Genomic DNA, 22,253 nt, shown 5'->3' with positions numbered 1-22,253 from the left:
GATGACCGAACCTCGCAGCACCTTCCCGCATGGCACGATCCTGGGCTATCCCCGGATCGGCCGCCGCCGCGAGCTCAAGCGCGCGGTCGAGGCGTACTGGGCCGGCACGGCCGACGCGCAGACCCTGGAGCAGACGGCGGCCGGCCTGCGCCGTGCGACGCGCGAGCGGCTCGCCGCGCTCGGCCTCGGCCGCGACGACTCGTCGATCCCCGAGTCCTTCTCGTTCTACGACCAGGTGCACGACGCGGCCGTGACCGTCGGGGCGCTGCCCGAGCGGTTCGCCGCGCGGCGCGATGCCGACGGCGCGATCGGCCTCGACGCATACTTCACGGCCGCGCGCGGGGCGGGTGACGACGCGCCCCTCGAGATGACCAAGTGGTTCGACACGAACTACCACTACCTCGTGCCCGAGATCGGTCCCGAGACGGTCTTCTCCCTCTCGAGCGACCGGTTCGCGCGCCAGGTGGCCGAGGCCAAGGCCGACGGCTTCACCGTCCGACCGGTGATCGTGGGCCCGGTGACCCTCCTCGCCCTCGCGAAGGCGTCGGATGCCTCCCCTCAGGGCTTCGACCCGCTCAGCCGTCTCGACGACCTGCTGCCGGTGTACGCCGAGCTGCTGTCCGCTCTCCGCGCCGCGGGCTCCGAGTGGGTGCAGCTGGACGAGCCGGCCCTGGTGAGCGAGAGCCTGCCTGCGGACGCAGCCGTGCTGGCGGATGCCGCGGCCCGCGCCTATGCCGCACTGGGCGTTCGCGGCGACCGGCCGGCGATCCTCGTCGCGGCGGGCTACGCGCAGCTGTCGCGGGAGGCCTGGGCGGCCCTCGCGGAGGCTCCGATCGAGGCCATCGCCATCGACCTCACCCGCGGCGCCGTGCCGGACGCCGTGCCGGGCCTGGACCGGAAGACGCTCGTGGGCGGCGTCGTCGACGGACGGAACGTGTGGCGCGGCGACCTCGACGCCGCATGGGAGCGCCTGCAGGCGCTGAGCGCGGTGGGTGCGTCGGAGATCAGCGCGGGCACCTCGACCTCGCTGCAGCACGTGCCCCACGACGTCGCCGACGAGTCCGCGCTCGATGAGCGGCTCGCGTCGTGGCTCGCCTTCGCCGACCAGAAGGTCGCGCAGGTGGTGACGCTCGCCACCGGCCTGGTCGAGGGGCGAGACGCCATCGCCGCGCCGCTGGCCGAGGCATCCGCCGCCCTCGCGGACCGTCGGAGCGCCCCCGGCGTGCGCGACGGCGCGGTGCGCGAGCGGGCCGCGGTGCTGGACGCCGGCGACTTCGAGCGCGGCGACTACGACGCTCGCGTCGCGGCGCAGGACGCCGAGCTGGCTCTCCCCGTGCTGCCCACCACCACGATCGGATCGTTCCCGCAGACCGGCGACATCCGCCGGGCGCGTGCTCGTCACGGCCGGGGTGAGCTCACCGCCGACGAGTACCAGCGGTTCCTGCGCGACGAGATCGCGCGCGTCGTGACGCTCCAGGAGGACATCGGCCTCGACGTCCTCGTGCACGGCGAGGCCGAGCGCAACGACATGGTGCAGTACTTCGCCGAGAACCTCGACGGCTTCGCGGTGACCGAGAACGGCTGGGTGCAGTCGTACGGCTCGCGTGCCACGCGTCCGTCGATCCTGTGGGGCGACGTGTCACGACCGACGGCCATCACGGTCGCGTGGTCGGCGTTCGCGCAGTCGCTCACCGACAAGCCCATGAAGGGGATGCTGACGGGGCCGGTGACGATCCTGGCGTGGTCGTTCGTGCGCGACGACCAGCCGCTCGGCGAGACGGCGAACCAGCTGGCACTGGCGCTGCGCGATGAGATCGCAGACCTCGAGGCTGCGGGCATCCGCGTCATCCAGGTCGACGAGCCGGCGCTGCGGGAGCTCCTTCCCCTCAAGGCGGCGGACCAGCCCGCCTACCTCGCGTGGTCGGTCGGCTCGTTCCGCCTCGCGACCGCGGGTGCCGCGCCGGCGACGCAGGTGCACACCCACCTCTGCTACTCGGAGTTCGACGTGGTCATCGACGCGATCGCGGCGCTCGACGCCGACGTGACCTCGATCGAGGCCGCCCGCAGCCGTGGTGAGGTGATCGGCGACATCCGGGCGTCGGGCTTCGCCGCCGGCATCGGCCCGGGCGTCTACGACATCCACTCGCCGCGCGTTCCGTCGGTCGACGAGATCACGGACCTCCTGGACCGTGCGGTCGCTGAACTCCCGCTGCGCCGCGTCTGGGTCAACCCCGACTGCGGGCTGAAGACCCGCGGGTACGACGAGACGGTCGCATCGCTGAAGAACCTCGTGGAGGCGACCGAGGCGGTGCGCGCGAGCGTGCCGGCCTAGGAGCCCTTCTTCTTCGACCCGGATGCCGCGGCCACATCGGTCGCGGCATCCGTCGCGTCCGGGATGACCTCGGTGTCGTTCAGCGGCTCCAGGACGGCGGTCTCCGCGTCGCCCGCCTCGTCGTCGGCGACATCGGCTTCGGCGGCGTCCATCTCGTGTTCCGCGGCGGCCGCAGCCTCGTCCGGGCGACGCTGCAGCAACTCGAAGACCCACCACACGATGAGCCACACGATCAGCACGAGGAACACCTCGCCCACGCTGAGCGGCCGCAGGAGCATGAGCCAGAGGATCGCCAGAGCTCCCAGCACGATGCGCACGAGGATCCGCTGCGCGTACAGCCAGGTTCCGAAGCGGCCGGTGTCGATGCCGCGCTTCAGCGCGGCTCCCCGCAGCCCTGCATTCACCGAGGCCACGCCGCTGCGCGCCGCCGTGGCACCGCGCCAGCGACCGGACATCCATGCGATCACGGCGATCACGACGCCCAGGAGCGTCAGAACGATGGCCGTATCGCGCATCGCGGCGGTGATCTGCTCGTACATCGACGCGAGGGCACCTGCCGGTACCCCCAGGTTCGGGGCGCTGAGCGCCAGCACCGAGCCGCCGATGCCGAGCGCGATCGCGAGGAGGCCCGCGCCGACGGCGATCCCGATCCCCGTGCCGAGGACGGCGGTGGAGCGCCGCCGCGCGATCAGGATGCCGGACAGGAAGAGGACGAGCGCGATGATCGGGGTCCACCAGCCCGCGGCGACGGCGAGGTTGTAGACGGTGCCGACGACCGTGAGGGCGTCGCTCTGCGCGACGACGATGGTCTTGTCGATGACCGGGATGGACTCGGCGAACCCGATGCCGCGATCCACGAGGCGCTGCTTGACCTCCTCGATGATCGGGCCGAGCTCGATGCCCACTTCGCCGGTGTCGCTGATCACCACGGCGCCGCCGGAGGTGCCCCCCGCGGCGACGGCCGCCAGCGACTTGTGGCTGGCCCGCAGCGCCGTCTCCCACACATCGGCGAACGCGTCGGACTGCACCAGACGCGTCACGGTGGTGTCGACGAGGTTCTGCAGACCTTGGGTGGCGGGTGCCCGCAGCAGATCGAGCGCGGCGAGAGCCCGCGGCGGCAGATCGAGCTGCTGGATGCCGTCGAACAGGTCGTTGGTCAGGCCCTCGAGGTCGAGCGAGTCCTCGATGGCCGTGGCGACCTGGTCGGCAACGAGTGCCTGCACCTGCGGATCTTCGGCGAGCGGGGCGAAGGTCTCCACGAACTGGGTCTCGTCGACCAGTTCCACCCGCGCCCAGGCCGCGACGATCGAGACGGGCACCAGGATCGTCGCGACGACGATGCACAGGGCCGACAGGAACGCCCGCCAGCGGTTGCCGTGCGCCTTCTCGGAAGGAGCTGCCGGCGGCGGCGATCCGGCGCGCAGTCTGGCGTTCTCTGCCTCGAGGGCGTCGAGGCGGGCGCGGAGCACGGCGGTCTCGTCCGCGGCGGTGACGTCGGTCATTCCCCCCTTATAGCGCGTGGCCGTGATCCACCGCCACTCGGCGCACCAGTTGGTGTCGAACTGTGCCTGAACGAACGGCGACGAGATCGGCGTTGCCGCGCTCGAAAAGGGGAATCAGACCGCGCGCAGCACGGCGACGACCTTGCCCAGCACGGTGGCGTCGTCGCCCAGGATCGGCTCGAACGCGGAGTTGCGGGGGAGGAGCCAGGTGTGCCCGTCGCGCTGACGGAACGTCTTCACCGTCGCCTCTCCGTCGAGCATCGCGGCGACGATGTCGCCGTTGTCGGCGGTGGCCTGCGATCGCACCACGACCCAGTCGCCGTCGCAGATCGCGGCGTCGATCATCGACTCGCCGGAGACCTTGAGCATGAACAGGTCGCCCTTGCCGACGAGCTGGCGCGGGAGCGGGAAGATCTCCTCCACCTGCTGCTCGGCCGTGATGGGAACGCCCGCGGCGATGCGGCCGACCAGCGGAACCAGTGCGGCGTCGCCGACCGACGGCGCCGCGTCGGCGGGGCTCTCGGTGGCGGTGCCGGGCAGGTCGATGAGGACCTCCATGGCGCGGGTCTTCCCGGCGTCGCGCCGCAGGTAGCCGCTGAGCTCGAGCTGGTTGAGCTGGTGCGTCACGCTCGACAGCGACTTGAGGCCGACGGCATCGCCGATCTCGCGCATGCTGGGCGGGTAGCCGTGACGGGCGATCGAGCGCTGGATCACTTCGAGGATCGCGAGCTGCTTGTCGCTCAGGCTCTTGCGCCGGCGGGTCTGGGGCTTCTCTCGCCCGGCCGCGTCGCTCATCTTCCGGCTCCGTCCTGCGCTCGGCCGCCGAGCGCTGTTTCTTCGAATGTCGGAGGCCCGTGGTGGGGTTCTCGTATCGAAACCGTATCCGGATCGCAGGCGTTGAGGTGGCAACCTCGCCGCGTGTCGCGTTCGAGAGATCGACGTCGGAATCCGGTATTGACATCGTACAGACTCGAAGATAGCTTCGGAAGAGAGGTTCGCATTCCCCACTCCCGGCCGAGTGGAGAATGCGAATCTCTCCCCATCAGGAGGAGATGAGCATGACCGCGATCGACTTCACGACGTCCGTCCCGTCGCCTGCCCGCGCCGCCGGCGCTGCAGCCGAGCGCGCCACGCGCGCCGTGGCCGAGCGATCCACGCGTCTGCGGCTGACCGTGCGCGGTCGCCGCGTGCTCGCCGTGCTGGCCGCTCTTCCGGCCGGGATCGCTCTGAGCGTCGCGGTGATCGGCGGCGGCGCGGCGCTCGCCTCGCGCGACGCAGGCGCTCCCGCCGGTTCGTTCACCACCGTCACCGTCGCGCCCGGCGATTCGCTGTGGACGATCGCGGAAGAGGTCGCCCCCGGCCGTGACCCGCGCGACGTGGTCGACGAGCTCGTGCGGCTGAACGCCCTCGACACCGTCCTCGTCGAGGCGGGCCAGCGCCTCGCTGTCCCCGCGGCGTACGATCGCTGATCGCCCGGCGCGTCGCGCGGCGTCACGCGGCGAGAGTGCCCCGATGGGCGGGCCTACCATGGGATGGGTGAGTGTACGTCTCGAAGATCTCCCCCTACGCGCCGATCTCCGGGGGCAGAAGCCCTACGGCGCCCCGCAGGCGCCGCTTCCGGTCGCCCTGAACGTCAACGAGAACACGCATCCGGTGCCGGGCGAGGTCGCCGACGACATCCTGGATTCGATCGCACTCGCACTGCGCGACGTCAACCGCTATCCCGACCGCGAGTTCACCGGACTGAGGGAAGGCTTCGCCGACTATCTCGGTCACGGTCTCACCCGCGACCAGATCTGGGCCGCGAACGGCTCGAACGAGGTGCTGCAGCACATCCTTCAGGCTTTCGCGGGCCCGGGGCGCACCGCCTTCGGGTTCACGCCCACGTACTCGATGTACCCGCTGCTCACGCGCGGCACCGGCGCGGAGTGGATCTCAGGCACCCGATCGGCCGACTTCACGATCGACGCCGAAGACGCGGCATCCCAGATCGCGGACGCCGCGCCCGACGTGATCTTCCTGTGCTCGCCGAACAACCCCACCGGCACCCCTCTCGGCCTGGACGTCGTGGAGGCCGTCTACGAGGCGACCGACGGAATCGTCATCGTCGACGAGGCGTACTTCGAGTTCGCCCCGCACGACGAGCGCTCGGCGCTGACGCTGCTGCCCGGGCGGGAGCGCCTCGTCGTCTCGCGCACCATGAGCAAGGCGTTCGCGTTCGCCGGAGCGCGCGTGGGCTACCTGGCCGCGGATCCCGCGCTCATCGACGCGCTGCGTCTCGTGCGCCTGCCGTATCACCTCAGTGCGCTCACCCAGGCGGCGGCATCCGCCGCGCTGCGTCATGCTCCGGTCATGCTGGGCATGGTCGACGAGATCGTGGCCCAGCGCGACCGCATCTCGGCCACCGTCGAGGCGCTCGGCTACACGCCCCACGAGTCGTGGACGAACTTCGTGCTGTTCGGCGGTGTGGCCGATCCGGCGGCCACCTGGCAGGCACTGTACGACGAGGGTGTGCTCATCCGCGACGTCGGCATCCCATCCCACCTGCGGGTCACCGCGGGCACCGCGGATGAGACCACCGCCTTCCTCGACGCCCTCGCCTCGGTAGGATCGGCGGCATGAGCGCCGCACCACGTACCGCCTCGCTCCGCCGGGCGACGAGCGAGTCGACCGTCGAGCTGGAGCTCGATCTCGACGGCACCGGCCGCAGCCGCATCGACACCACGGTGCCGTTCTTCGACCACCTCCTGACCGCGTTCGCGAAGCACTCGCTCACCGACCTCACGGTTCGGGCGTCGGGCGACACCGACATCGACGCCCACCACACCGTGGAGGACATCTCGATCGTGCTCGGCCAGGCGATCCGCGAGGCCCTCGGCGACAAGTCCGGCATCTCGCGCTACGGCGACGCGCTGGTGCCGCTCGACGAGGCGCTCGCGCAGGCCGTGGTCGACATCAGCGGCCGCCCCTACCTGGTGCACACCGGCGAGCCCGCAGGCTTCGAGCACCACCTCATCGGCGGCCACTTCACCGGATCGCTGGTGCGCCACACCTTCGAGGCCATCTCGTTCAACGCGGCACTGACCGTGCACGTGCGCGTGCTGTCGGGGCGCGACCCGCACCACATCGCCGAGGCGGAGTACAAGGCGTTCGCCCGCGCGTTCCGCCAGGCGAAGGCGCTGGACCCGCTCGTCGAGGGCATCCCGAGCACGAAGGGCGCCCTGTGACCGCAAGCGCTCCCGCCGAGCGGGAGAAGCCGCTCGTCGCCGTCCTCGACTACGGGTCGGGCAATGTGCACTCCGCGGTCAAGGCACTGGTCGCGGCGGGCGCCGACGCGCGCCTGACCTCCGATCGCGGACTGATCATGGACGCCGACGGGCTCTTCGTACCCGGTGTGGGCGCGTTCCGCGCGGTGGCCGAGGCGCTCCGCGCGAGCCGCGGCGACGAGCTCATCGAGCGCCGCCTCGCCGGCGGCCGGCCGGTGCTCGGCGTGTGCGTCGGCATGCAGATCTTCTTCGAGCGCGGCGTGGAGCGCGGCGTCGACACCGAGGGCATGGGGGAGTGGCCGGGCGTCGTGACCGAGCTCGATGCCCCGGTGCTGCCGCACATGGGGTGGAACACGGTCGAGCCGGGCGAGGGCTCGCGCCTGTTCCGGGGCATCGAGCACGAGCGGTTCTACTTCGTCCACTCATTCGGCGCGCAGAAGTGGCTGCTCGATGTGCAGCCACCGTTCCCCGAGCCCGTCCTCACCTGGTGCGAGTACGGCACGCCGTTCCTCGCCGCGGTCGAGAACGGGCCGCTGTCGGCCACGCAGTTCCACCCGGAGAAGTCCGGGGATGCCGGCATCCGTCTCCTCACGAATTGGATCGACGGCCTCGGCAGGGCTACCCTCTGAGACCGTGCCGTCTGCGGGAGCGCGTGCTTCCGTGATCCGCCCCACAGCTTCCCCACGTCTGAGTCAGGATCCATGAACGATTTCGCGTCCACACCCAAGCTCGTCCTCCTGCCCGCTGTCGATGTCGCCGACGGCAAGGCCGTCCGCCTGACACAGGGCGAGGCCGGCACCGAGACCAGCTACGGCGACCCCGTCGACGCAGCCCTCGACTTCGCGCGACAGGGCGCCCAGTGGATCCACCTCGTCGATCTCGACGCCGCCTTCGGTCGTGGCAGCAACGCCGGCGTGCTGCGGAAGGTCATCAAGCAGGTCCGCGGCGTGCAGGTCGAGCTCTCGGGCGGAATCCGCGACGACCGCACGCTCGAGGCGGCCCTCGAGAGCGGCGCTTCGCGCATCAACCTCGGCACCGCGGCGCTCGAGAACCCCGAGTGGGCCGCCGATGTCATCGGCCGCTACGGCGACGCGATCGCGGTGGGTCTGGACGTGCGCGGCACGACGCTGGCCGCACGCGGCTGGACGCGCGAGGGCGGCGACCTCTGGACCGTGCTCGACCGTCTCGAGGCGGCCGGCTGCAGTCGCTACGTCGTCACCGACGTCACGAAGGACGGCACCCTCCAGGGCCCGAACCTCGACCTCCTGCGGGAACTGACCACGCGCACCCCGAAGCCGATCGTCGCCTCGGGCGGCGTGTCGAGCCTCGACGACATCGCGGCGCTGCGCGACCTCGTCCCGCTCGGCGTCGAAGGCGCGATCGTGGGCAAGGCGCTGTACGCCGGAGCCTTCACGCTCGCCGAGGCGCTGGATGTCGCCGGACACTGACCCCCACGGCCACCACGGCCACGCGCACGGCGGCGACTCCGCCGGCGTCCCCTGGGAGGGTCGCAGCTTCCAGGCGAACCCGCACTCCTCCGACGACGGCTCCGCCGATCCGGCGCTGCTCGCCGCGCTCACGGCGTTCCGCGCGGGAACGGGTGGGCAGCGCGAGGTCGTCGACGCCTACCGGACGGCGCGCCTGCTGATCCCGCTCGTCGCCGAGAAGGGCGACCACGGCATCGGGGCGCACGGTCTCGAGGTCGACAAGACGCAGGAGCTCTCCATCGTCACGGTGGCAGCCCCCGACGGCCGTCGCGTGCTGCCCGTGTTCACGTCGGTCGATGCCATGGGGCGATGGGATGCCGCGGCCCGGCCGGTTCCGGCCGACGGCGTCCGCACCGCTCTGTCTGCTGCGGCCGACGACACCGACCTCATCGTGGTGGACCCGGCGTCCGAGACCGAGTTCGTCATCCGGCGCCCCGCCGTGTGGGCGATCGGGCAGGGCCTCCCGTGGGAGCCGAGCTTCCTGTCGCCCGAAGTGGTGGCGGGACTCCACGAGAGCATCGGCGGTGAGCTGTCGGTCATCGACCTCGCCGTCGAGGCTGGCGACCCCGACGCGCGGCTGCGGGGCCCCGAGCTCGTGGTGCGCCTGCACCTGATGGACGGACTCGAGAAGGCCGAGCTCGACGCGGTGCTCGCGCGTCTCGCGAAGCGCTGGGCGGCCGACGACCGCATCGCGGTTCTGGTCGACTCCCTCACGGTCAAGCTCGTCCGCGCCTGACGGACGAGCCCTTGCGTCCGGGCGACCGCTCGGCGGAGGATCGGCTCGGCGAAGGGGGCTCGTATGGGCGAGTTGGCGAAGGAGCAGTACCGGGCGGCTCTCGAGGTCGCGCACGGGCATGCGCTGGACTGGCTGGGCACGCTCGCGGATCGCCCCATCCGACCCGAGGTCGACGTCGACGGCGTCTTGGCAAGGCTCGACCGCGCGTTGCCCGAAGCGGGCACCGACCCTGCGACCGTCGTCGAAGAGCTGGCCGCGGCATCCGCGCCCGGTCTCATGGCGATGGGATCGCCGCGCTTCTACGGCTTCGTCATCGGGGGCACGTATCCGGCGGCCCTCGCCGCGGACTGGCTGGTCACGGCCTGGGATCAGAACACGGGTTCCCGTCAGCCCACCCCCGCGACCGCGGCGGTGGAGGAAGTGGCGGCGGCCTGGCTGCTCGACCTGCTGGGTCTGCCCGCCGAGAGCGGGGTGGGATTCGTGACCGGCGGCACCATGGCGAACTTCACCTGTCTCGTCGCGGCCCGCGATGCCGTGCTGCGGAGGGAGGGTGCGGACCCGTCGGAGGGGATCCAGCGCGCGCCGGTGATCCGGTTCCTCGCCGGCGACGCCGTCCACACCTCGATGGTGCTCGCCGGTCGGCTGGCGGGGCTCGGCTCACCGCAGACCGTCGGTGCGGATGATCAGGGACGCATCGACGTCGGTGGGTTGGAGAGTGCGCTCGCGCAGGGGGAAGGCCCCGCGATCGTCGCGCTGCAGGCGGGCGACGTGCATTCCGGCGCGTTCGACGACTTCGCCTCAGCCATCGCGATCGCCCACCGGGCGGGTGCGTGGGTGCATGTCGACGGCGCGTTCGGTCTGTGGGCGGCTGCCAGCCCCCGTCTGCAGCACCTCGTCGACGGGATGGCCGGCGCGGATTCGTGGGCCACGGACGCGCACAAGACCCTCAACGTGCCCTACGACTGCGGTGTCGCGATCGTACGAGACGAGGCGGCGATGCGCTCGGCGCTCGGCGCACACGCGGCGTATCTGCCGAGCGTCGAGACGATATCGGATCCGTACGACCGCACGCCCGAGCTGTCGCGCCGAGCGCGCGGTGTCCCGGTGTGGGCCGCGCTGCGCTCCCTGGGCCGCAAAGGCGTCGTCGGGCTGGTCGACGGGCTGGCGGACGGCGCCGCCTCTCTCGCCGCCGGCTTTGCGGAGATCCCCGGGCTCGAGGTGCTCAACGACGTGCCGTTCACACAGGTATGCCTGGCGACGCGCGACGACGCGGCGACCGCGGCGTTGGGGGAGTGGCTGCGGGCGGAGGGGACGATCTGGGCGTCGTCCTCGACGTGGCGCGGCCGCCCGGTCATCCGATTCGCGGTGAGCAATTACGCTACCGACGCCGAGGCGGTGCGGCGCACCGTCGATGCCGTCGCCCGTGGTGCGGCGGCACTCGGCGTGGCGGCCTAGCGTCGGGCGTGAGGCTCGGATCGTCAGGTGACCGGACCGGTCCACTTCTCGCCGGGACCCTTGCCGATCGGGTCGGGGATGACCGAGGCCTCGCGGAAGGCCAGCTGCACCGAGCGCAGCCCGTCGCGGAGCGACCGCGCGTGCATGTCGCTGATCTCGGGCGCACCGGCGGTGATGAGCCCCGCCAGCGCGTTGATGAGCTTGCGGGCCTCGTCGAGGTCGGTCTGCGTCTCGGGGTCGTCGGCCAGCCCGACCTTGACCGCGGCGGCGCTCATCAGGTGAACCGCGGCTGTCGTGATGACCTCGACGGCCGGCACATCGGCGATGTCGCGCGAGGCCGAGGCGGCCGCCCGCTCCTGCTCCTCCCAGCGCGCCTGGCGCTCAGCATCCACTGCCGTCGCGCTGGTCTGATCGCCGTCCTGGTCTCGAATCGTGTCCACGCCGTTCTCTCTGATAGACTGCTGCGGTCTCCGGTGCGTTCTGTACCGGATCGGAAAGTGGATCACATCCCACCCGCGCTTGCCGTTCCAGGCTACCGGGTCATGCACTCCGCCCCGACCGTTCTGCGGCCGGGGTAGCCGTCGGGGCGACCGGGCGGAAGCTCCGTCACCGGAGAGGGTGCAGGAAGTCGGCGTCTGAAGCGTCTGACGGGTGGAGTGGATCTTCCTCCGCCCGCGATACGACTGTGTGTCGCGGTGGTCCAGCCCATATACCCAAGGAGTTCCGCATCAGCGATCCCCGCACCAACGACCGCATCCGCGTCCCCGAGGTCCGCCTCGTCGGACCCGCGGGTGAGCAGGTCGGCGTCGTCCGCATCGAGGTGGCGCTGCGCCTGGCCCAGGAGGCCGACCTCGATCTCGTCGAGGTGGCCCCGAACTCGAAGCCGCCCGTGGTCAAGATCATGGACTACGGCAAGTTCAAGTACGAGGCTGCGCAGAAGGCCAAGGAAGCGCGTCGCAATCAGGCGAACACCGTCCTCAAGGAGGTCCGGTTCCGCCTGAAGATCGAGGCCCACGACTACATCACCAAGCTCAAGCGCGCCGAGGGCTTCCTCCAGTCCGGCGACAAGGTCAAGGCGATGATCCTGTTCCGCGGTCGCGAGCAGTCGCGTCCCGAGCAGGGCGTGCGCCTGCTCCGCAAGTTCGCGGAGGACGTCGCCGAGTTCGGCACGGTCGAATCGAACCCCACGATCGACGGCCGCAACATGGTGATGGTGGTCGCACCGCACAAGAACAAGTCCGAGGTGAAGACCGAGCAGAACGCTCAGCGCGCCGCGAACAAGGAAGCCGCCCGCTCTGCCCGCACCGGTGGCGCGACGCAGGCCGGCGCCCCGGCAGAGGCCCCTGAGGCCGACGCCCCGGCCACCGCTCCTGAGGCAGCCCCGGCCGAGTAGGGCCCCACAGACTCCCGCACCGCGGGATACCGACTCCCGCCTGGGCGGGAAGTGAAACGAAGGAAGAAGAGATGCCGAAGCAGAAGACCCACTCGGGCGCCAAGAAGCGCTTCAAGGTCACCGGCAGCGGGAAGCTCATGAAGCAGCAGGCGAACCTCCGCCACAACTTCGAGGGCAAGTCCAGCCGCCGTACCCGCCGCCTGTCGCAGGAGCAGGTCCTCGCCCCGGGCGACGCCAAGGTCGCGAAGAAGCTCCTCGGCCGCTGACGCGCGCCGACGCAAGTTAGGAACATCAAGAAATGGCTAGAGTCAAGCGGGCCGTCAACGCCCACAAGAAGCGTCGCGTCATCCTCGAGCGCGCCTCGGGTTACCGTGGCCAGCGTTCGCGCCTGTACCGCAAGGCGAAGGAGCAGGTCACCCACTCGCTCGTCTACGCGTACCGCGACCGTCGCAAGCGCAAGGGCGACTTCCGCCGCCTGTGGATCCAGCGCATCAACGCGGCTGCCCGTCAGAACGGCATCACGTACAACCGCTTCATCCAGGGCCTCGGCCTCGCGGGTGTGCAGGTCGACCGCCGTATGCTCGCCGAGCTCGCGGTGAACGAGCCCAAGACGTTCGCGTCGCTCGTCCAGACCGCCAAGAAGGCGCTGCCCGAGAACGTCAACGCTCCCAAGAGCGCCTGACCTCGGCATCCGTTGTCTCGAAAGGGGCGTCCTCCTCACGGAGGGCGCCCCTTTCGCATGCCCACGCGGCGGCAGGTGGCGAGATGCGCATGCCGGATACGCGTCCCCACGCCCTCGCCGGACGCCGCTGGCGCGTCGCCCGGGCCCCTGGGCGCGTGGGCCCGGCCGCGACTCTAGACTGATCCCGTGCTCGAGAATCCTCGCTCTCCTCGTGTCCGCGCCGTCGCGAAGCTGACGAAGCGGAGCGCCCGCCAGGAGACCGGTCTCTTCCTGCTGGAGGGTCCGCAGGCCGCGCGCGAGGCGCTGGCGTACCGGCCCGACACCCTCGTCGAGATCTTCGCCACGCCCACCGCGCTCGAGAAGCACACCGACGTGCGAGACGCCGCGAAGGATGCCGGACTCGAGGTCGTCTACACGACCGAGGCCGTGCTCGACGCGATGGCCGATACGGTGACCCCGCAGGGGATCGTGGCTGTCGCGCGCCAGTCGCCGACGTCGGTGCGCGAGATCTTCGCCGCCTCGCCGCGCCTCGTCGCGATCTGCGAGGAGGTGCGCGACCCGGGCAACCTCGGCACGATCATCCGTGCGGCCGACGCCGCCGGCGCTGACGCCGTCATCCTCACCGGCCGCACCGTGGACCCCTACAACCCGAAGGTCGTGCGCGCCACGACCGGCTCGCTCTTCCATGTTCCGGTCGCGGTCGGCGTCGATCTCACGACGGCGGTCGAGAAGGCGCACGCGGCGGGTGTGCGCGTGATCGCGGCGGATGTCGGCGGAGGGGACTTCCTCGAGTCCCGCGACGTGCTCGCGGGACCCACGGCGTGGCTGTTCGGCAATGAGGCCCGCGGCCTCGAGGAGGACGCCCTGGCGCTCGCCGATCTGTCGCTCCGCCTGCCCATCTACGGCGCGGCCGAGTCGCTGAACCTGGCCACCGCGGCCAGCGTCTGCCTGTACGAGACCGCGTTCGCGCAGCGCGCGCCGCGGTGAAGCCCCTTCGTTCCCACCCTGTTACGGAACGGTAAAGGCTCGATCGAGCCTCTGGCCGAGTGTCGTGACTCGCCCCTAGTGTGAGGGCATGGCGACACCTGATGCCCCGGCGCCGGCGCCCCGGACTTCGAACATCAACGTCCGTCGCGGTGAGCCGCTCGTCGTCGTCGACCACGTCGACAAGCACTTCGGCGATCTCCACGTCCTGAAGGACATCAACACCGTGGTGAACCGCGGCGAGGTGGTCGTCGTCATCGGTCCGTCCGGATCAGGCAAGTCCACGCTGTGCCGCGCGATCAACCGCCTCGAGACGATCGACTCGGGCAGGATCACGATCGACGGGGTGCCCCTTCCGGAAGAGGGCAAGGCGCTCGCTCATCTGCGCGCCGATGTCGGCATGGTCTTCCAGTCCTTCAACCTGTTCGCCCACAAGACGGTGCTCGAGAATGTCACGCTCGGGCCGATCCGCGTGCGGGGACTGAAGAAGAAGGATGCCGACGAGAAGGCGATGCAGCTGCTCGACCGCGTCGGCGTGGCCAATCAGGCGAAGAAGATGCCGAACCAGCTGTCGGGCGGGCAGCAGCAGCGCGTCGCGATCGCCCGATCACTGGCGATGAACCCGAAGCTCATCCTCATGGACGAGCCGACGAGCGCGCTCGACCCCGAGATGATCAACGAGGTCCTCGACGTCATGATCGGCCTCGCATCCGATGGCATGACGATGATCGTCGTCACCCACGAGATGGGCTTCGCGCGCAAGGCGGCAGATCGTGTGCTCTTCATGGCCGACGGCGCGATCGTCGAGGAGGCGACGCCCGAAGAGTTCTTCACGAATCCGCAGAGCGAGAGGGCGAAGGACTTCCTGTCCAAGATCCTCGAGCACTGAGACACACTCCCGCCCGCCTCCCCACGCGGGTCGGGATCCGAGAGGACCGTCACGAGCGGTCCGTTCACAGCAAAGGATGAAGACATGAAGCGAATGCGACTTCCGCTGATCGCGCTGGCAGCCGCCGGCGCGCTGGCGCTGTCGGCGTGCGCCTCCGGCGGCACGCCGGCCGGCGAGGAGACGACGGCTCCTGAGCCCGCCCCCACTTTCGAAGAGGGCACCACGATGGCCGCGCTCGCCGAGGCGGGCACGATCACGATCGGCACGAAGTTCGACCAGCCGCTGTTCGGCCTGATGGGCCCCTCGGGTGTGCCGGAAGGCTTCGACGTCGAGATCGGCAAGATCATCGCGTCCGAGCTCGGCATCGCCGAGGACGACATCGAGTGGAAGGAGTCGGTCTCCGCCAACCGCGAGCCGTTCATCCAGAACGGCGAGGTCGACATCGTCATCGCGACCTACACGATCAACGACAAGCGCAAGGAAGTCGTCTCGTTCGCCGGGCCGTACTACATGGCCGGTCAGTCGATCCTGGTGCTCGCGGACAACGACGACATCAAGAGCGAAGACGACCTCGTCGGTCAGCCGGTGTGCTCGGTCACGGGCTCGACCCCGGCCGCGAAGCTCGCCGAGATCGGCGCGGAGCCGGTGCTGACCGACACGTACTCCAACTGCCTCGAGCCCCTGCGCAGCGGTGCGGTCGTGGCGGTCTCGACCGACAACGTGATCCTGGCGGGTCTCGCAGCCCAGAACGAGGGCGAGTTCAAGGTCGTCGGCGAGCCGTTCACGGAGGAGCCGTACGGCATCGGCCTGGCGCTCGATGACACCGACTTCCGGATGTGGATCAACGACGTGCTGGAGGAGGCGTACGAGGACGGTCGCTACGAAGAGGCCTGGAATGCGACGGCCGGGACGGTCCTGCCGTTCGTCGAGCCGCCGGCACCGGACCGCTACTGATTCGAGGCTGTCCCGGATCCGGCACCGGCCGGGTCCGGGACGGCGTCTGAGGGATGAGAGGAGGCGAAGTGGAGCAGTACCTGTCGCTGTGGCCGACGTTCCTGGAGGGATTCCGGGTGACGCTGTTGCTGCTCGCCGTCTCCGGGGTGCTCGCGCTCGTGTTCGGGACGCTGATCGCGGCGATGAGGATCTCGCCCGTGGGCGCGCTCCGTGCGTTCGCGGCATTCTGGACCGAGATCGCGCGCAACACGCCTCTCACCCTCGTCTTCATCTTCACGACGTTCGTGATGCCGATGCTCGGAGTCAGGCTGCCGTTCATCGTTCTCGCGTTCGTCGCGCTGACGTACTACACGTCTCCGTTCGTGGCAGAGGCTCTGCGGTCGGGGATCAACGGTGTTCCGGTAGGGCAGGCCGAAGCGGCACGCTCGATCGGGCTGGGCTTCGGCCAGACGGTGTCCCTCGTGGTGCTGCCGCAAGCGTTCCGCATGACGATCCCTCCGCTCATCAACGTGTTCATCGCGCTGACCAAGAACACCTCGGTCGCCGGCGGCTTCTTCGTCCTGGAGCTCTTCGGGACGACCCGCCAGCTGGCGAATGACAACGGAAACATGGTCATACCCATCCTTCTGACCGCTGCTGCGCTCTACCTGGTCGTGACGGTGCCGCTCGGGCTGATCGCCGGGGCGCTCGAGAAGAAGTACGTGGTGAAGCGATGACCGGCGCAAGTGTTCTGTTCGACGCCCCGGGACCCCGGGCGCGCCGCACCTCGCTGATCGCGTCGATCATCGCGAGCGTGCTCATCATCGGCGGTGCGATCTGGGTGATCCTCACCCTCGCCGCCCCCCGCGAATCGGGTGGGATCACCCTGCCCGGCATGTTCGATCCGACCCGGTGGAACATCTTCGCCGATCCCGAGGTGTGGGGTGCGATCGGCCGCGGCGTGGTCGCCACCCTCCAGGCCGCAGCGGTCGCGGCCGTCGGAGCGATCGCTCTCGGAATCGCCTTCTCGCTTCTTCGCAGTTCGCTCATCGCCTGGGTGCGGGTGCCCACCGCGTGGCTCCTCGAGTTCCTCCGCGGGATGCCTGTGCTGCTGATGATGCTGTTCATCCTGCTGGTGGCATCCACCGGTGCGTTCTGGGCCGTGGTCATCGCGCTCGTCCTCTACAACGGGGCGCTGATCGGCGAGATCCTGCGCGCGGGGCTCGCGGCGCTCCCGCGCGGGCAGCGCGAGGCGGCGCTCAGCGTCGGCATGCGCGAGTTCCAGTCGAAGATGCTCGTCGAGTTCCCGCAGGCGTTCCGGCAGATGCTGCCGATCATCGTCGCCCAGCTCGTCGTGCTGCTCAAGGACACGTCGCTCGGGTTCATCGTCGGATACAACGAGATCATCCGCACGAACATCAACAACCTCGGTTCGTTCTACGGCAACAGGTACCTGTTCTCGCTGTTCGTCGTCACTCTCGTCATCTATCTCGCGATCAACCTGTCGCTGTCCTGGTTCGCGCGCTGGCTGGCTCGGCGGACAGCGAGCGGCGGAGGCAAGGTCCGTCGCGGAAAGCCCGTCGATCCCATGAACCCGGCGGCGCTGCTCGAGGCCGAGGCGCGGGCGGACCTAGCCGAGCGCACAGCGGCGGACCGGGGCCTCGGACGGCACGACGGCACCGCGACCTGATCCCGACGAGCCCGATCCCACGCGACCTGATCCTCGCGGCCGGGCCGTACGCGAGCCGTCGGTAGACTCGTCTCTCGTGTCCGACGCTCCCAAAACCACCGAGATCACGCCTGAGGCGGTGAACGCCGCCGTCGACGCCGCCCTCGAGGCCATCGCGGCCGCGGACGACACCGCAGCGCTGAAGGCCGCGCGCTCCGCGCACTCCGCGGAGGGCTCGCCGCTGGCGAAGCTCAACGCGCGGCTGCGCGACGTGCCGAACGACAAGAAGGCCGAGTTCGGCAAGCTCGTCGGTCAGGCCCGCGGCCGGGTGAACCAGGCGTTCGCCGCCCGCGAGGAGGAGCTCGCCGCGGCCGAGACCGCCGCGAAGCTCGAGGCGGAGCGCGTCGACATCACGGCGCTCGCGGCTCGCGCGCGCGTCGGGGCGCGGCATCCGATCTCCCTCCTGCAGGAGCAGATCGCCGACATCTTCGTCGGGATGGGCTGGGAGATCGCAGAGGGTCCCGAGCTCGAGCACGAGTGGTTCAACTTCGACGCGCTCAACTTCGACGTCGACCACCCTGCGCGCCAGATGCAGGACACGTTCTTCGTCGACCCGGTGGAGCGTCACCTCGTCATGCGTACGCACACGAGCCCCGTCCAGGTGCGCTCGATGCTCGAGCGCGACCTGCCGCTGTACGTCCTGTGCCCCGGGCGCGTCTACCGCACCGATGAGTTCGACGCGACCCACCTGCCCGTCTTCACCCAGTTCGAGGGCATCGTCGTCGACAAGGGCATCACAATGGCGCACCTCAAGGGCACGCTCGACCATGCCGCGAAGGTGCTGTTCGGCGCCGAGGCGAAGACCCGCTTCCGTGCGAACTTCTTCCCGTTCACCGAGCCGTCGGCCGAGCTCGACCTGTGGCACCCCACCTTCAAGGGTGGCGCCCGATGGATCGAGTGGGGCGGCTGCGGCATGATCAACCCGAACGTGCTGCGCGCGGCGGGGATCGACCCGGAGGAGTACTCGGGCTTCGCGTTCGGCATGGGCATCGAGCGGACGCTCATGTTCCGCAGCGACGTCCAGGACATGCGCGACATGGCCGAGGGCGATGTCCGCTTCAGCGAGCAGTTCGGAATGGTGGTCTGATGCGCGTCCCGCTCTCATGGCTTCGTGAGTACGTCGACGTCCCCGCGGATGCCGCGCCCGAGGACGTCCTCGCGGCGCTCGTGCGCGTCGGGTTCGAAGAGGAGGACGTCCACCGCTTCGAGCTGCAGGGTCCGATCGTCGTGGGCGAGGTCCTCGAGTTCGTCGAGGAGCCGCAGTCCAACGGCAAGACGATCCGCTGGTGCCAGGTGCGCGTCGCGCCCGACGGCGAGACCGCCGCGGACGGCGGCGAGGCGGTGCACGGCATCGTGTGCGGCGCCCGCAACTTCTTCGTCGGCGACAAGGTCGTGGTGACCCTTCCCGGCGCGGTGCTCCCCGGCCCGTTCCCGATCGCCGCGCGCAAGACGTACGGCCACGTGTCGGACGGCATGATCGCCTCGGCGCGCGAGCTGGGCCTCGGCGACGAGCACAACGGCATCCTCCGACTCGTCGAACTCGGCATCGACGCGCCTGTCGGCACCGACGCGATCTCCCTGCTCGGCCTCGACGACGTCGCGGTCGAGATCAACGTCACGCCCGATCGCGGTTACGCGCTGTCGATCCGCGGTGTCGCGCGTGAGTACTCGCACTCCACCGGTGCGGCGTTCCGTGACCCGGCGGATCGCACGTGGGACGACGTCGCGCCGGGCGCCGGCTTCCCCGTGAGCGCCGACGACCGCGCCCCCATCCGCGGCCGCGCGGGCGTGACCGAGTTCGTGGCCCGGGTCGTGCGCGACGTCGACCCCACGAAGCCGACCCCCGCGTGGATGATCTCGCGCCTGTCGCTCGCGGGCATCCGGTCGCTCGGCATCCTCATCGACATCACCAACTACGTGATGCTCGAGCTCGGCCAGCCGATCCACGGCTACGACCTCGACAAGCTTCAGGGTGGCATCACCGTGCGCCGGGCGACGCCCGGCGAGAAGCTCGAGACGCTCGACGGCAAGGTCCGCACGCTCGACCCCGAAGACCTGCTCATCACCGACGAATCGGGACCCATCGGCCTCGCCGGCGTCATGGGCGGCGGCACCACCGAGATGGGCGAGGCGACCCGCAACGTGCTCATCGAGGCGGCGACGTTCGACACCGTGTCGATCGCGCGCACCGCCCGGCGGCACAAGCTGCCGAGCGAGGCATCCCGCCGCTTCGAGCGCGGCGTCGACCCGCTCGTGCCGTTCGTCGCCGCCCGTCGCGTGGCCGACCTCATGGTCGAGTACGCCGGCGGCACCAGCGACGACGCGTACGGCGCAGCGCTGTTCGCCGAGGTGTTCATCCCCGGCATCGAGCTTCCGCCGACCTTCGTGCAGAGCCTCATCGGCGTCGACTACACGCCGGGCCAGATCGAGGCCGCGCTGCGGCTCATCGGCTGCGAGGTCGTCGGTGCCGAGGGCAGCGAAGGGTGGCAGGTCATCCCGCCCTCGTGGCGCCCGGACCTCACCGACAAGTGGACGCTTGCGGAGGAGGTCGCCCGCATCGAGGGCTATGACCGCATCCCGTCGGTGCTTCCCCTGCCGCCGTCGGGCCGTGGTCTCACCGCCGCGCAGCAGGGCCGCCGTCGCGTGGCGAACGCGCTCGCCGCTGCGGGCTTCGTCGAGACGCCGTCGTTCGGGTTCACCACCGAGGAGCAGAACGACCTCCACGGCTCCGCGTCGGGAGGTCACCTGCCCAGCGTCAAGCTGGTGAACCCCCTGGACGGGCAGGCGCCGTTCCTGCGCCGCTCGCTCGTGCCCGGACTCCTCCAGGTCGCGCACCGCAATGTGTCGCGCGGCTTCACCGACCTGTCGCTCTTCGAGACCGGCGTCGTCTTCCTCCCGAAGGTCGGCGTGCAGTACGGAACACCGTTCGTACCGCCGCTGGCGGTGCGACCGGATGCCGCGACCCTTGCCGAGCTCGACGCCTCGATCCCGCCGCAGCACCGTCACGTTGCCGTGCTGCTCGCAGGCACCCTGGTCGCGAAGCAGCCCGGCGTCGCGCCGGTGACGGCGGACCTCGCGGACGCGCTCGATGCGGTCCGCACGATCGCGGCCGCCGCGGGCGTCACGATCGATGTCGTCCAGGGTCAGCGCGCCGCGCTGCACCCGGGCCGCACCGGTGTGCTCTCCGTCGACGGCACCGAGGTCGGCTACGTCGGCGAGCTGCTGCCGGCGGTGGCCGAGGCAGCCGATCTTCCGGGTCGCGTCATCGTCGCGGAGCTCGATCTCGACGTGGTCCTCTCGCTCGCGGGGGAGAAGGTCGTCGCGGCTTCGCTGTCGGGCTTCCCCGCTGCGACGCAGGACGTGTCGCTGGTGCTCGGCGCCGACGTCCCGGCCGCGGAGGTGCGAGAAGCCCTCGTCGCGGGTGCCGGTGATCTGCTCGAGTCGGTGCGGCTGGTCGACGACTATCGCGGCCAGGGCGTTCCCGAGGGCGAGAAGAGCCTCACCTTCGCGCTCCGATTCCGCGCCCCCGACCGCACGCTCACGGCCGCCGAGGCGACTGAGGCGAAGCTCGCGGGCGTGGCCGTCGCGACCGAGCGTTTCGGGGCGACACTGCGCGAGTAGCATCCGCAGCGGAGGTGTTCGAACACGCGGCCGACGCAGGGGAGCGCGTCACGGGCTTGATCCGCAGCCGGGTCTGACGTTCTGCCGTCGGCGGAGAAGGGATGCCTCGCCCCGGGGCGTCTGGTTGGGTGGAGCCATGACCGACGTACTGGTGCTGGGCGGGACGGGCTGGCTGAGCGGGCGCATCGCCGCGCGGTGGGCCGATGCCGGAGCCACCGTCACCTGCCTCGCCCGAGGCGGACGTGACGCGCCGTACGGGACGACGCTCGTCGTCGCCGATCGCGACAGCCCGGACGCGTACAACGAGGTCGCCCGACGCGAGTGGGACGAGGTCGTCGACGTCTCGTCGAACCCGGTGCACGTCGCCGCCGCGGTCACCGCGCTGGGCGAGCGCGCTCGGCACTGGACGTACATCTCGACCGTGTCCGTGTACGCCGCCGACGACGTGCCGGGCGCCGACGAGACCGCCGAGCTGCTGACGCCTGCCGGCCCCGACGACGACGAGGACTACGGTCGCGCGAAGGTGCGGGCCGAGGCATCCGTCCGCTCCACCCTCGGGTTCCGCGCGGCGATCGTGCGTCCGGGGCTCATCGTGGGGCCCGGTGATCCGACCGACCGGTTCGGATACTGGGTGGGCCGCTTCGCCCTCGCCGGGTCGGACGACGTGCTGGTGCCCGACACCGCCGATCGCGGCGCCCAGGTGATCGATGTCGACGACCTCGCGGACTTCGTGCGGGCCGTCGGCCGCGAGCGATGGACGGGCGTCGTGAATGCCGTCGGCGATCCGGTCGCACTCGCCCGGCTCTTCGCGGACGCGCGTGAGGTCGCCGGGCACACCGGCGCGCTCGCCGCGGCCGATGACGAGTGGCTCGCGGCGCACGAGGTCGCCTACTGGATGGGTGCGCGGTCGCTGCCGCTCTGGCTGCCGGCCGGCATGCCGGGGTTCTGGACCCGCTCGAACGCCGCCTACCGCCTGCTCGGCGGCCGCCTCCGTCCCGTGAGCGAGACACTGGACCGCACGCTCGCCGACGAGCGCGCCCGCGGCCTCGACCGCGATCGTCGGGCCGGGCTGACCCGGACCGACGAACTGGCGCTGCTCGGCGAGCTTCAGCGGTAGCGGCGACCCTCGGCACGGCGGCACAGCCACACCGCGGTCGGCAGAGTCGCCGTGACGCCGCCGTGCCGGGGGTTGAGCCGCCCTCGAGCGCACAGCACTGTCGCGTCAAGGGCAACATGACGAGCGC

22 protein-coding genes are annotated in these 22,253 nt (G+C 70.6%); 19 read left to right on the top strand and 3 right to left on the bottom strand.

Going from position 1 to position 22,253, the window contains the following annotated elements; genetic code table 11:
• Position 1: 1 nt before the first annotated feature.
• Positions 2-2,332 carry a 5-methyltetrahydropteroyltriglutamate--homocysteine S-methyltransferase gene (gene metE / locus AC3A46_RS10880; protein ID WP_487665184.1) on the top strand — a complete coding sequence of 777 codons (2,331 nt, stop codon included), beginning with the start codon at positions 2-4 and terminating at the stop codon, positions 2,330-2,332.
• Here the strand turns inward: metE and AC3A46_RS10875 are convergent.
• Both AC3A46_RS10875 and lexA read right to left on the bottom strand, forming a co-directional pair.
• Positions 2,329-3,834: a hypothetical protein gene (locus AC3A46_RS10875; RefSeq protein WP_487665183.1), complete on the bottom strand. Its 1,506-nt coding sequence runs from the start codon at positions 3,832-3,834 to the stop codon at positions 2,329-2,331. The genes metE and AC3A46_RS10875 overlap by 4 nt on opposite strands.
• 114 nt (positions 3,835-3,948) lie before the next feature.
• On the bottom strand, positions 3,949-4,629 hold the full coding sequence (gene lexA, locus AC3A46_RS10870; RefSeq protein WP_045297256.1) for a transcriptional repressor LexA: 681 nt from the start codon (positions 4,627-4,629) through the stop codon (positions 3,949-3,951).
• A 263-nt stretch (positions 4,630-4,892) separates the two neighbouring features.
• On the opposite strand from lexA, the gene AC3A46_RS10865 reads away from it, so the two are divergent.
• The 7 genes from AC3A46_RS10865 (at position 4,893) to AC3A46_RS10835 (ending at position 10,778) form a co-directional block, all read left to right on the top strand.
• Positions 4,893-5,303, top strand: coding sequence for a LysM peptidoglycan-binding domain-containing protein (locus AC3A46_RS10865; RefSeq protein ID WP_487665182.1), 411 nt, complete (start codon positions 4,893-4,895; stop codon positions 5,301-5,303).
• Positions 5,304-5,370: 67 nt separating this feature from the next.
• Positions 5,371-6,456, top strand: a complete 1,086-nt coding sequence (locus tag AC3A46_RS10860; RefSeq protein ID WP_487665181.1) for a histidinol-phosphate transaminase — start codon at positions 5,371-5,373, stop codon at positions 6,454-6,456.
• Positions 6,453-7,061, top strand: a complete 609-nt coding sequence (hisB, locus tag AC3A46_RS10855) for an imidazoleglycerol-phosphate dehydratase HisB (RefSeq protein WP_310289914.1) — start codon at positions 6,453-6,455, stop codon at positions 7,059-7,061. Before AC3A46_RS10860 ends, hisB begins: the two co-directional genes overlap by 4 nt.
• Positions 7,058-7,729 (top strand): imidazole glycerol phosphate synthase subunit HisH, encoded by a 672-nt coding sequence (gene hisH, locus AC3A46_RS10850; RefSeq protein WP_487665180.1) that lies wholly within the window; start codon positions 7,058-7,060, stop codon positions 7,727-7,729. Before hisB ends, hisH begins: the two co-directional genes overlap by 4 nt.
• 72 nt (positions 7,730-7,801) lie before the next feature.
• On the top strand, positions 7,802-8,548 hold the full coding sequence (priA, locus tag AC3A46_RS10845; protein ID WP_487665179.1) for a bifunctional 1-(5-phosphoribosyl)-5-((5-phosphoribosylamino)methylideneamino)imidazole-4-carboxamide isomerase/phosphoribosylanthranilate isomerase PriA: 747 nt from the start codon (positions 7,802-7,804) through the stop codon (positions 8,546-8,548).
• On the top strand, positions 8,532-9,323 hold the full coding sequence (locus AC3A46_RS10840) for an SseB family protein (RefSeq protein WP_056370049.1): 792 nt from the start codon (positions 8,532-8,534) through the stop codon (positions 9,321-9,323). The genes priA and AC3A46_RS10840 overlap by 17 nt, the downstream gene beginning before the upstream one ends.
• 63 nt (positions 9,324-9,386) lie before the next feature.
• Positions 9,387-10,778: a pyridoxal phosphate-dependent decarboxylase family protein gene (locus AC3A46_RS10835; protein ID WP_487665178.1), complete on the top strand. Its 1,392-nt coding sequence runs from the start codon at positions 9,387-9,389 to the stop codon at positions 10,776-10,778.
• 23 nt (positions 10,779-10,801) lie between these two features.
• On the opposite strand, the gene AC3A46_RS10830 is transcribed toward AC3A46_RS10835, so the two are convergent.
• Positions 10,802-11,218 (bottom strand): DUF1844 domain-containing protein, encoded by a 417-nt coding sequence (locus tag AC3A46_RS10830; RefSeq protein ID WP_375872779.1) that lies wholly within the window; start codon positions 11,216-11,218, stop codon positions 10,802-10,804.
• Positions 11,219-11,463: 245 nt separating this feature from the next.
• On the opposite strand from AC3A46_RS10830, the gene infC reads away from it, so the two are divergent.
• The 11 genes from infC (at position 11,464) to AC3A46_RS10775 (ending at position 22,126) form a co-directional block, all read left to right on the top strand.
• Positions 11,464-12,171, top strand: a complete 708-nt coding sequence (gene infC / locus AC3A46_RS10825; protein ID WP_487665177.1) for a translation initiation factor IF-3 — start codon at positions 11,464-11,466, stop codon at positions 12,169-12,171.
• A 71-nt stretch (positions 12,172-12,242) separates the two neighbouring features.
• On the top strand, positions 12,243-12,437 hold the full coding sequence (gene rpmI / locus AC3A46_RS10820; protein WP_018172232.1) for a 50S ribosomal protein L35: 195 nt from the start codon (positions 12,243-12,245) through the stop codon (positions 12,435-12,437).
• 32 nt (positions 12,438-12,469) lie between these two features.
• The gene (gene rplT / locus AC3A46_RS10815) at positions 12,470-12,853 is read left to right on the top strand and encodes a 50S ribosomal protein L20 (RefSeq protein WP_045297244.1); all 384 of its coding nucleotides are present in this window, start codon (positions 12,470-12,472) and stop codon (positions 12,851-12,853) included.
• 186 nt (positions 12,854-13,039) lie between these two features.
• Positions 13,040-13,840: a TrmH family RNA methyltransferase gene (locus tag AC3A46_RS10810; RefSeq protein WP_487665176.1), complete on the top strand. Its 801-nt coding sequence runs from the start codon at positions 13,040-13,042 to the stop codon at positions 13,838-13,840.
• Positions 13,841-13,928: 88 nt separating this feature from the next.
• Positions 13,929-14,726 (top strand): amino acid ABC transporter ATP-binding protein, encoded by a 798-nt coding sequence (locus AC3A46_RS10805; protein ID WP_487665175.1) that lies wholly within the window; start codon positions 13,929-13,931, stop codon positions 14,724-14,726.
• A gap of 84 nt (positions 14,727-14,810) precedes the next feature.
• Entirely contained in the window at positions 14,811-15,680 is an 870-nt protein-coding gene (locus AC3A46_RS10800) for a glutamate ABC transporter substrate-binding protein (protein WP_487665174.1), read from the top strand.
• A 68-nt stretch (positions 15,681-15,748) separates the two neighbouring features.
• The gene (locus AC3A46_RS10795) at positions 15,749-16,396 is read left to right on the top strand and encodes an amino acid ABC transporter permease (RefSeq protein WP_487665173.1); all 648 of its coding nucleotides are present in this window, start codon (positions 15,749-15,751) and stop codon (positions 16,394-16,396) included.
• The gene (locus AC3A46_RS10790; protein ID WP_487665172.1) at positions 16,393-17,349 is read left to right on the top strand and encodes an amino acid ABC transporter permease; all 957 of its coding nucleotides are present in this window, start codon (positions 16,393-16,395) and stop codon (positions 17,347-17,349) included. Before AC3A46_RS10795 ends, AC3A46_RS10790 begins: the two co-directional genes overlap by 4 nt.
• Before the next feature lie 76 nt (positions 17,350-17,425).
• Positions 17,426-18,475 (top strand): phenylalanine--tRNA ligase subunit alpha, encoded by a 1,050-nt coding sequence (gene pheS / locus AC3A46_RS10785; protein ID WP_487665171.1) that lies wholly within the window; start codon positions 17,426-17,428, stop codon positions 18,473-18,475.
• Positions 18,475-21,009, top strand: a complete 2,535-nt coding sequence (gene pheT / locus AC3A46_RS10780) for a phenylalanine--tRNA ligase subunit beta (RefSeq protein WP_487665170.1) — start codon at positions 18,475-18,477, stop codon at positions 21,007-21,009. Before pheS ends, pheT begins: the two co-directional genes overlap by 1 nt.
• 136 nt (positions 21,010-21,145) lie before the next feature.
• Positions 21,146-22,126 carry an NAD-dependent epimerase/dehydratase family protein gene (locus AC3A46_RS10775; protein ID WP_487665169.1) on the top strand — a complete coding sequence of 327 codons (981 nt, stop codon included), beginning with the start codon at positions 21,146-21,148 and terminating at the stop codon, positions 22,124-22,126.
• The last annotated feature ends 127 nt before the right edge of the window (positions 22,127-22,253 follow it).

The organism is Microbacterium sp. Soil_C_42, from assembly GCF_057656735.1.
This window is presented reverse-complemented; position numbering and strand designations above follow the sequence as displayed.

What these genes read in the sequence shown, in the direction of transcription:
- rplT (WP_045297244.1), top strand. Translation starts at nt 12,470, where the DNA reads ATGGCTAGAGTCAAGCGGGCCGTCAACGCCCACAAGAAGCGTCGCGTC.
- pheT (WP_487665170.1), top strand. Translation starts at nt 18,475, where the DNA reads ATGCGCGTCCCGCTCTCATGGCTTCGTGAGTACGTCGACGTCCCCGCG.
- metE (WP_487665184.1), top strand. Translation starts at nt 2, where the DNA reads ATGACCGAACCTCGCAGCACCTTCCCGCATGGCACGATCCTGGGCTAT.
- AC3A46_RS10865 (WP_487665182.1), top strand. Translation starts at nt 4,893, where the DNA reads ATGACCGCGATCGACTTCACGACGTCCGTCCCGTCGCCTGCCCGCGCC.
- hisB (WP_310289914.1), top strand. Translation starts at nt 6,453, where the DNA reads ATGAGCGCCGCACCACGTACCGCCTCGCTCCGCCGGGCGACGAGCGAG.
- AC3A46_RS10790 (WP_487665172.1), top strand. Translation starts at nt 16,393, where the DNA reads ATGACCGGCGCAAGTGTTCTGTTCGACGCCCCGGGACCCCGGGCGCGC.
- AC3A46_RS10875 (WP_487665183.1), bottom strand. Translation starts at nt 3,834, where the DNA reads ATGACCGACGTCACCGCCGCGGACGAGACCGCCGTGCTCCGCGCCCGC.
- AC3A46_RS10800 (WP_487665174.1), top strand. Translation starts at nt 14,811, where the DNA reads ATGAAGCGAATGCGACTTCCGCTGATCGCGCTGGCAGCCGCCGGCGCG.
- rpmI (WP_018172232.1), top strand. Translation starts at nt 12,243, where the DNA reads ATGCCGAAGCAGAAGACCCACTCGGGCGCCAAGAAGCGCTTCAAGGTC.
- lexA (WP_045297256.1), bottom strand. Translation starts at nt 4,629, where the DNA reads ATGAGCGACGCGGCCGGGCGAGAGAAGCCCCAGACCCGCCGGCGCAAG.
- AC3A46_RS10775 (WP_487665169.1), top strand. Translation starts at nt 21,146, where the DNA reads ATGACCGACGTACTGGTGCTGGGCGGGACGGGCTGGCTGAGCGGGCGC.
- AC3A46_RS10835 (WP_487665178.1), top strand. Translation starts at nt 9,387, where the DNA reads ATGGGCGAGTTGGCGAAGGAGCAGTACCGGGCGGCTCTCGAGGTCGCG.
- AC3A46_RS10840 (WP_056370049.1), top strand. Translation starts at nt 8,532, where the DNA reads ATGTCGCCGGACACTGACCCCCACGGCCACCACGGCCACGCGCACGGC.
- priA (WP_487665179.1), top strand. Translation starts at nt 7,802, where the DNA reads ATGAACGATTTCGCGTCCACACCCAAGCTCGTCCTCCTGCCCGCTGTC.
- AC3A46_RS10805 (WP_487665175.1), top strand. Translation starts at nt 13,929, where the DNA reads ATGGCGACACCTGATGCCCCGGCGCCGGCGCCCCGGACTTCGAACATC.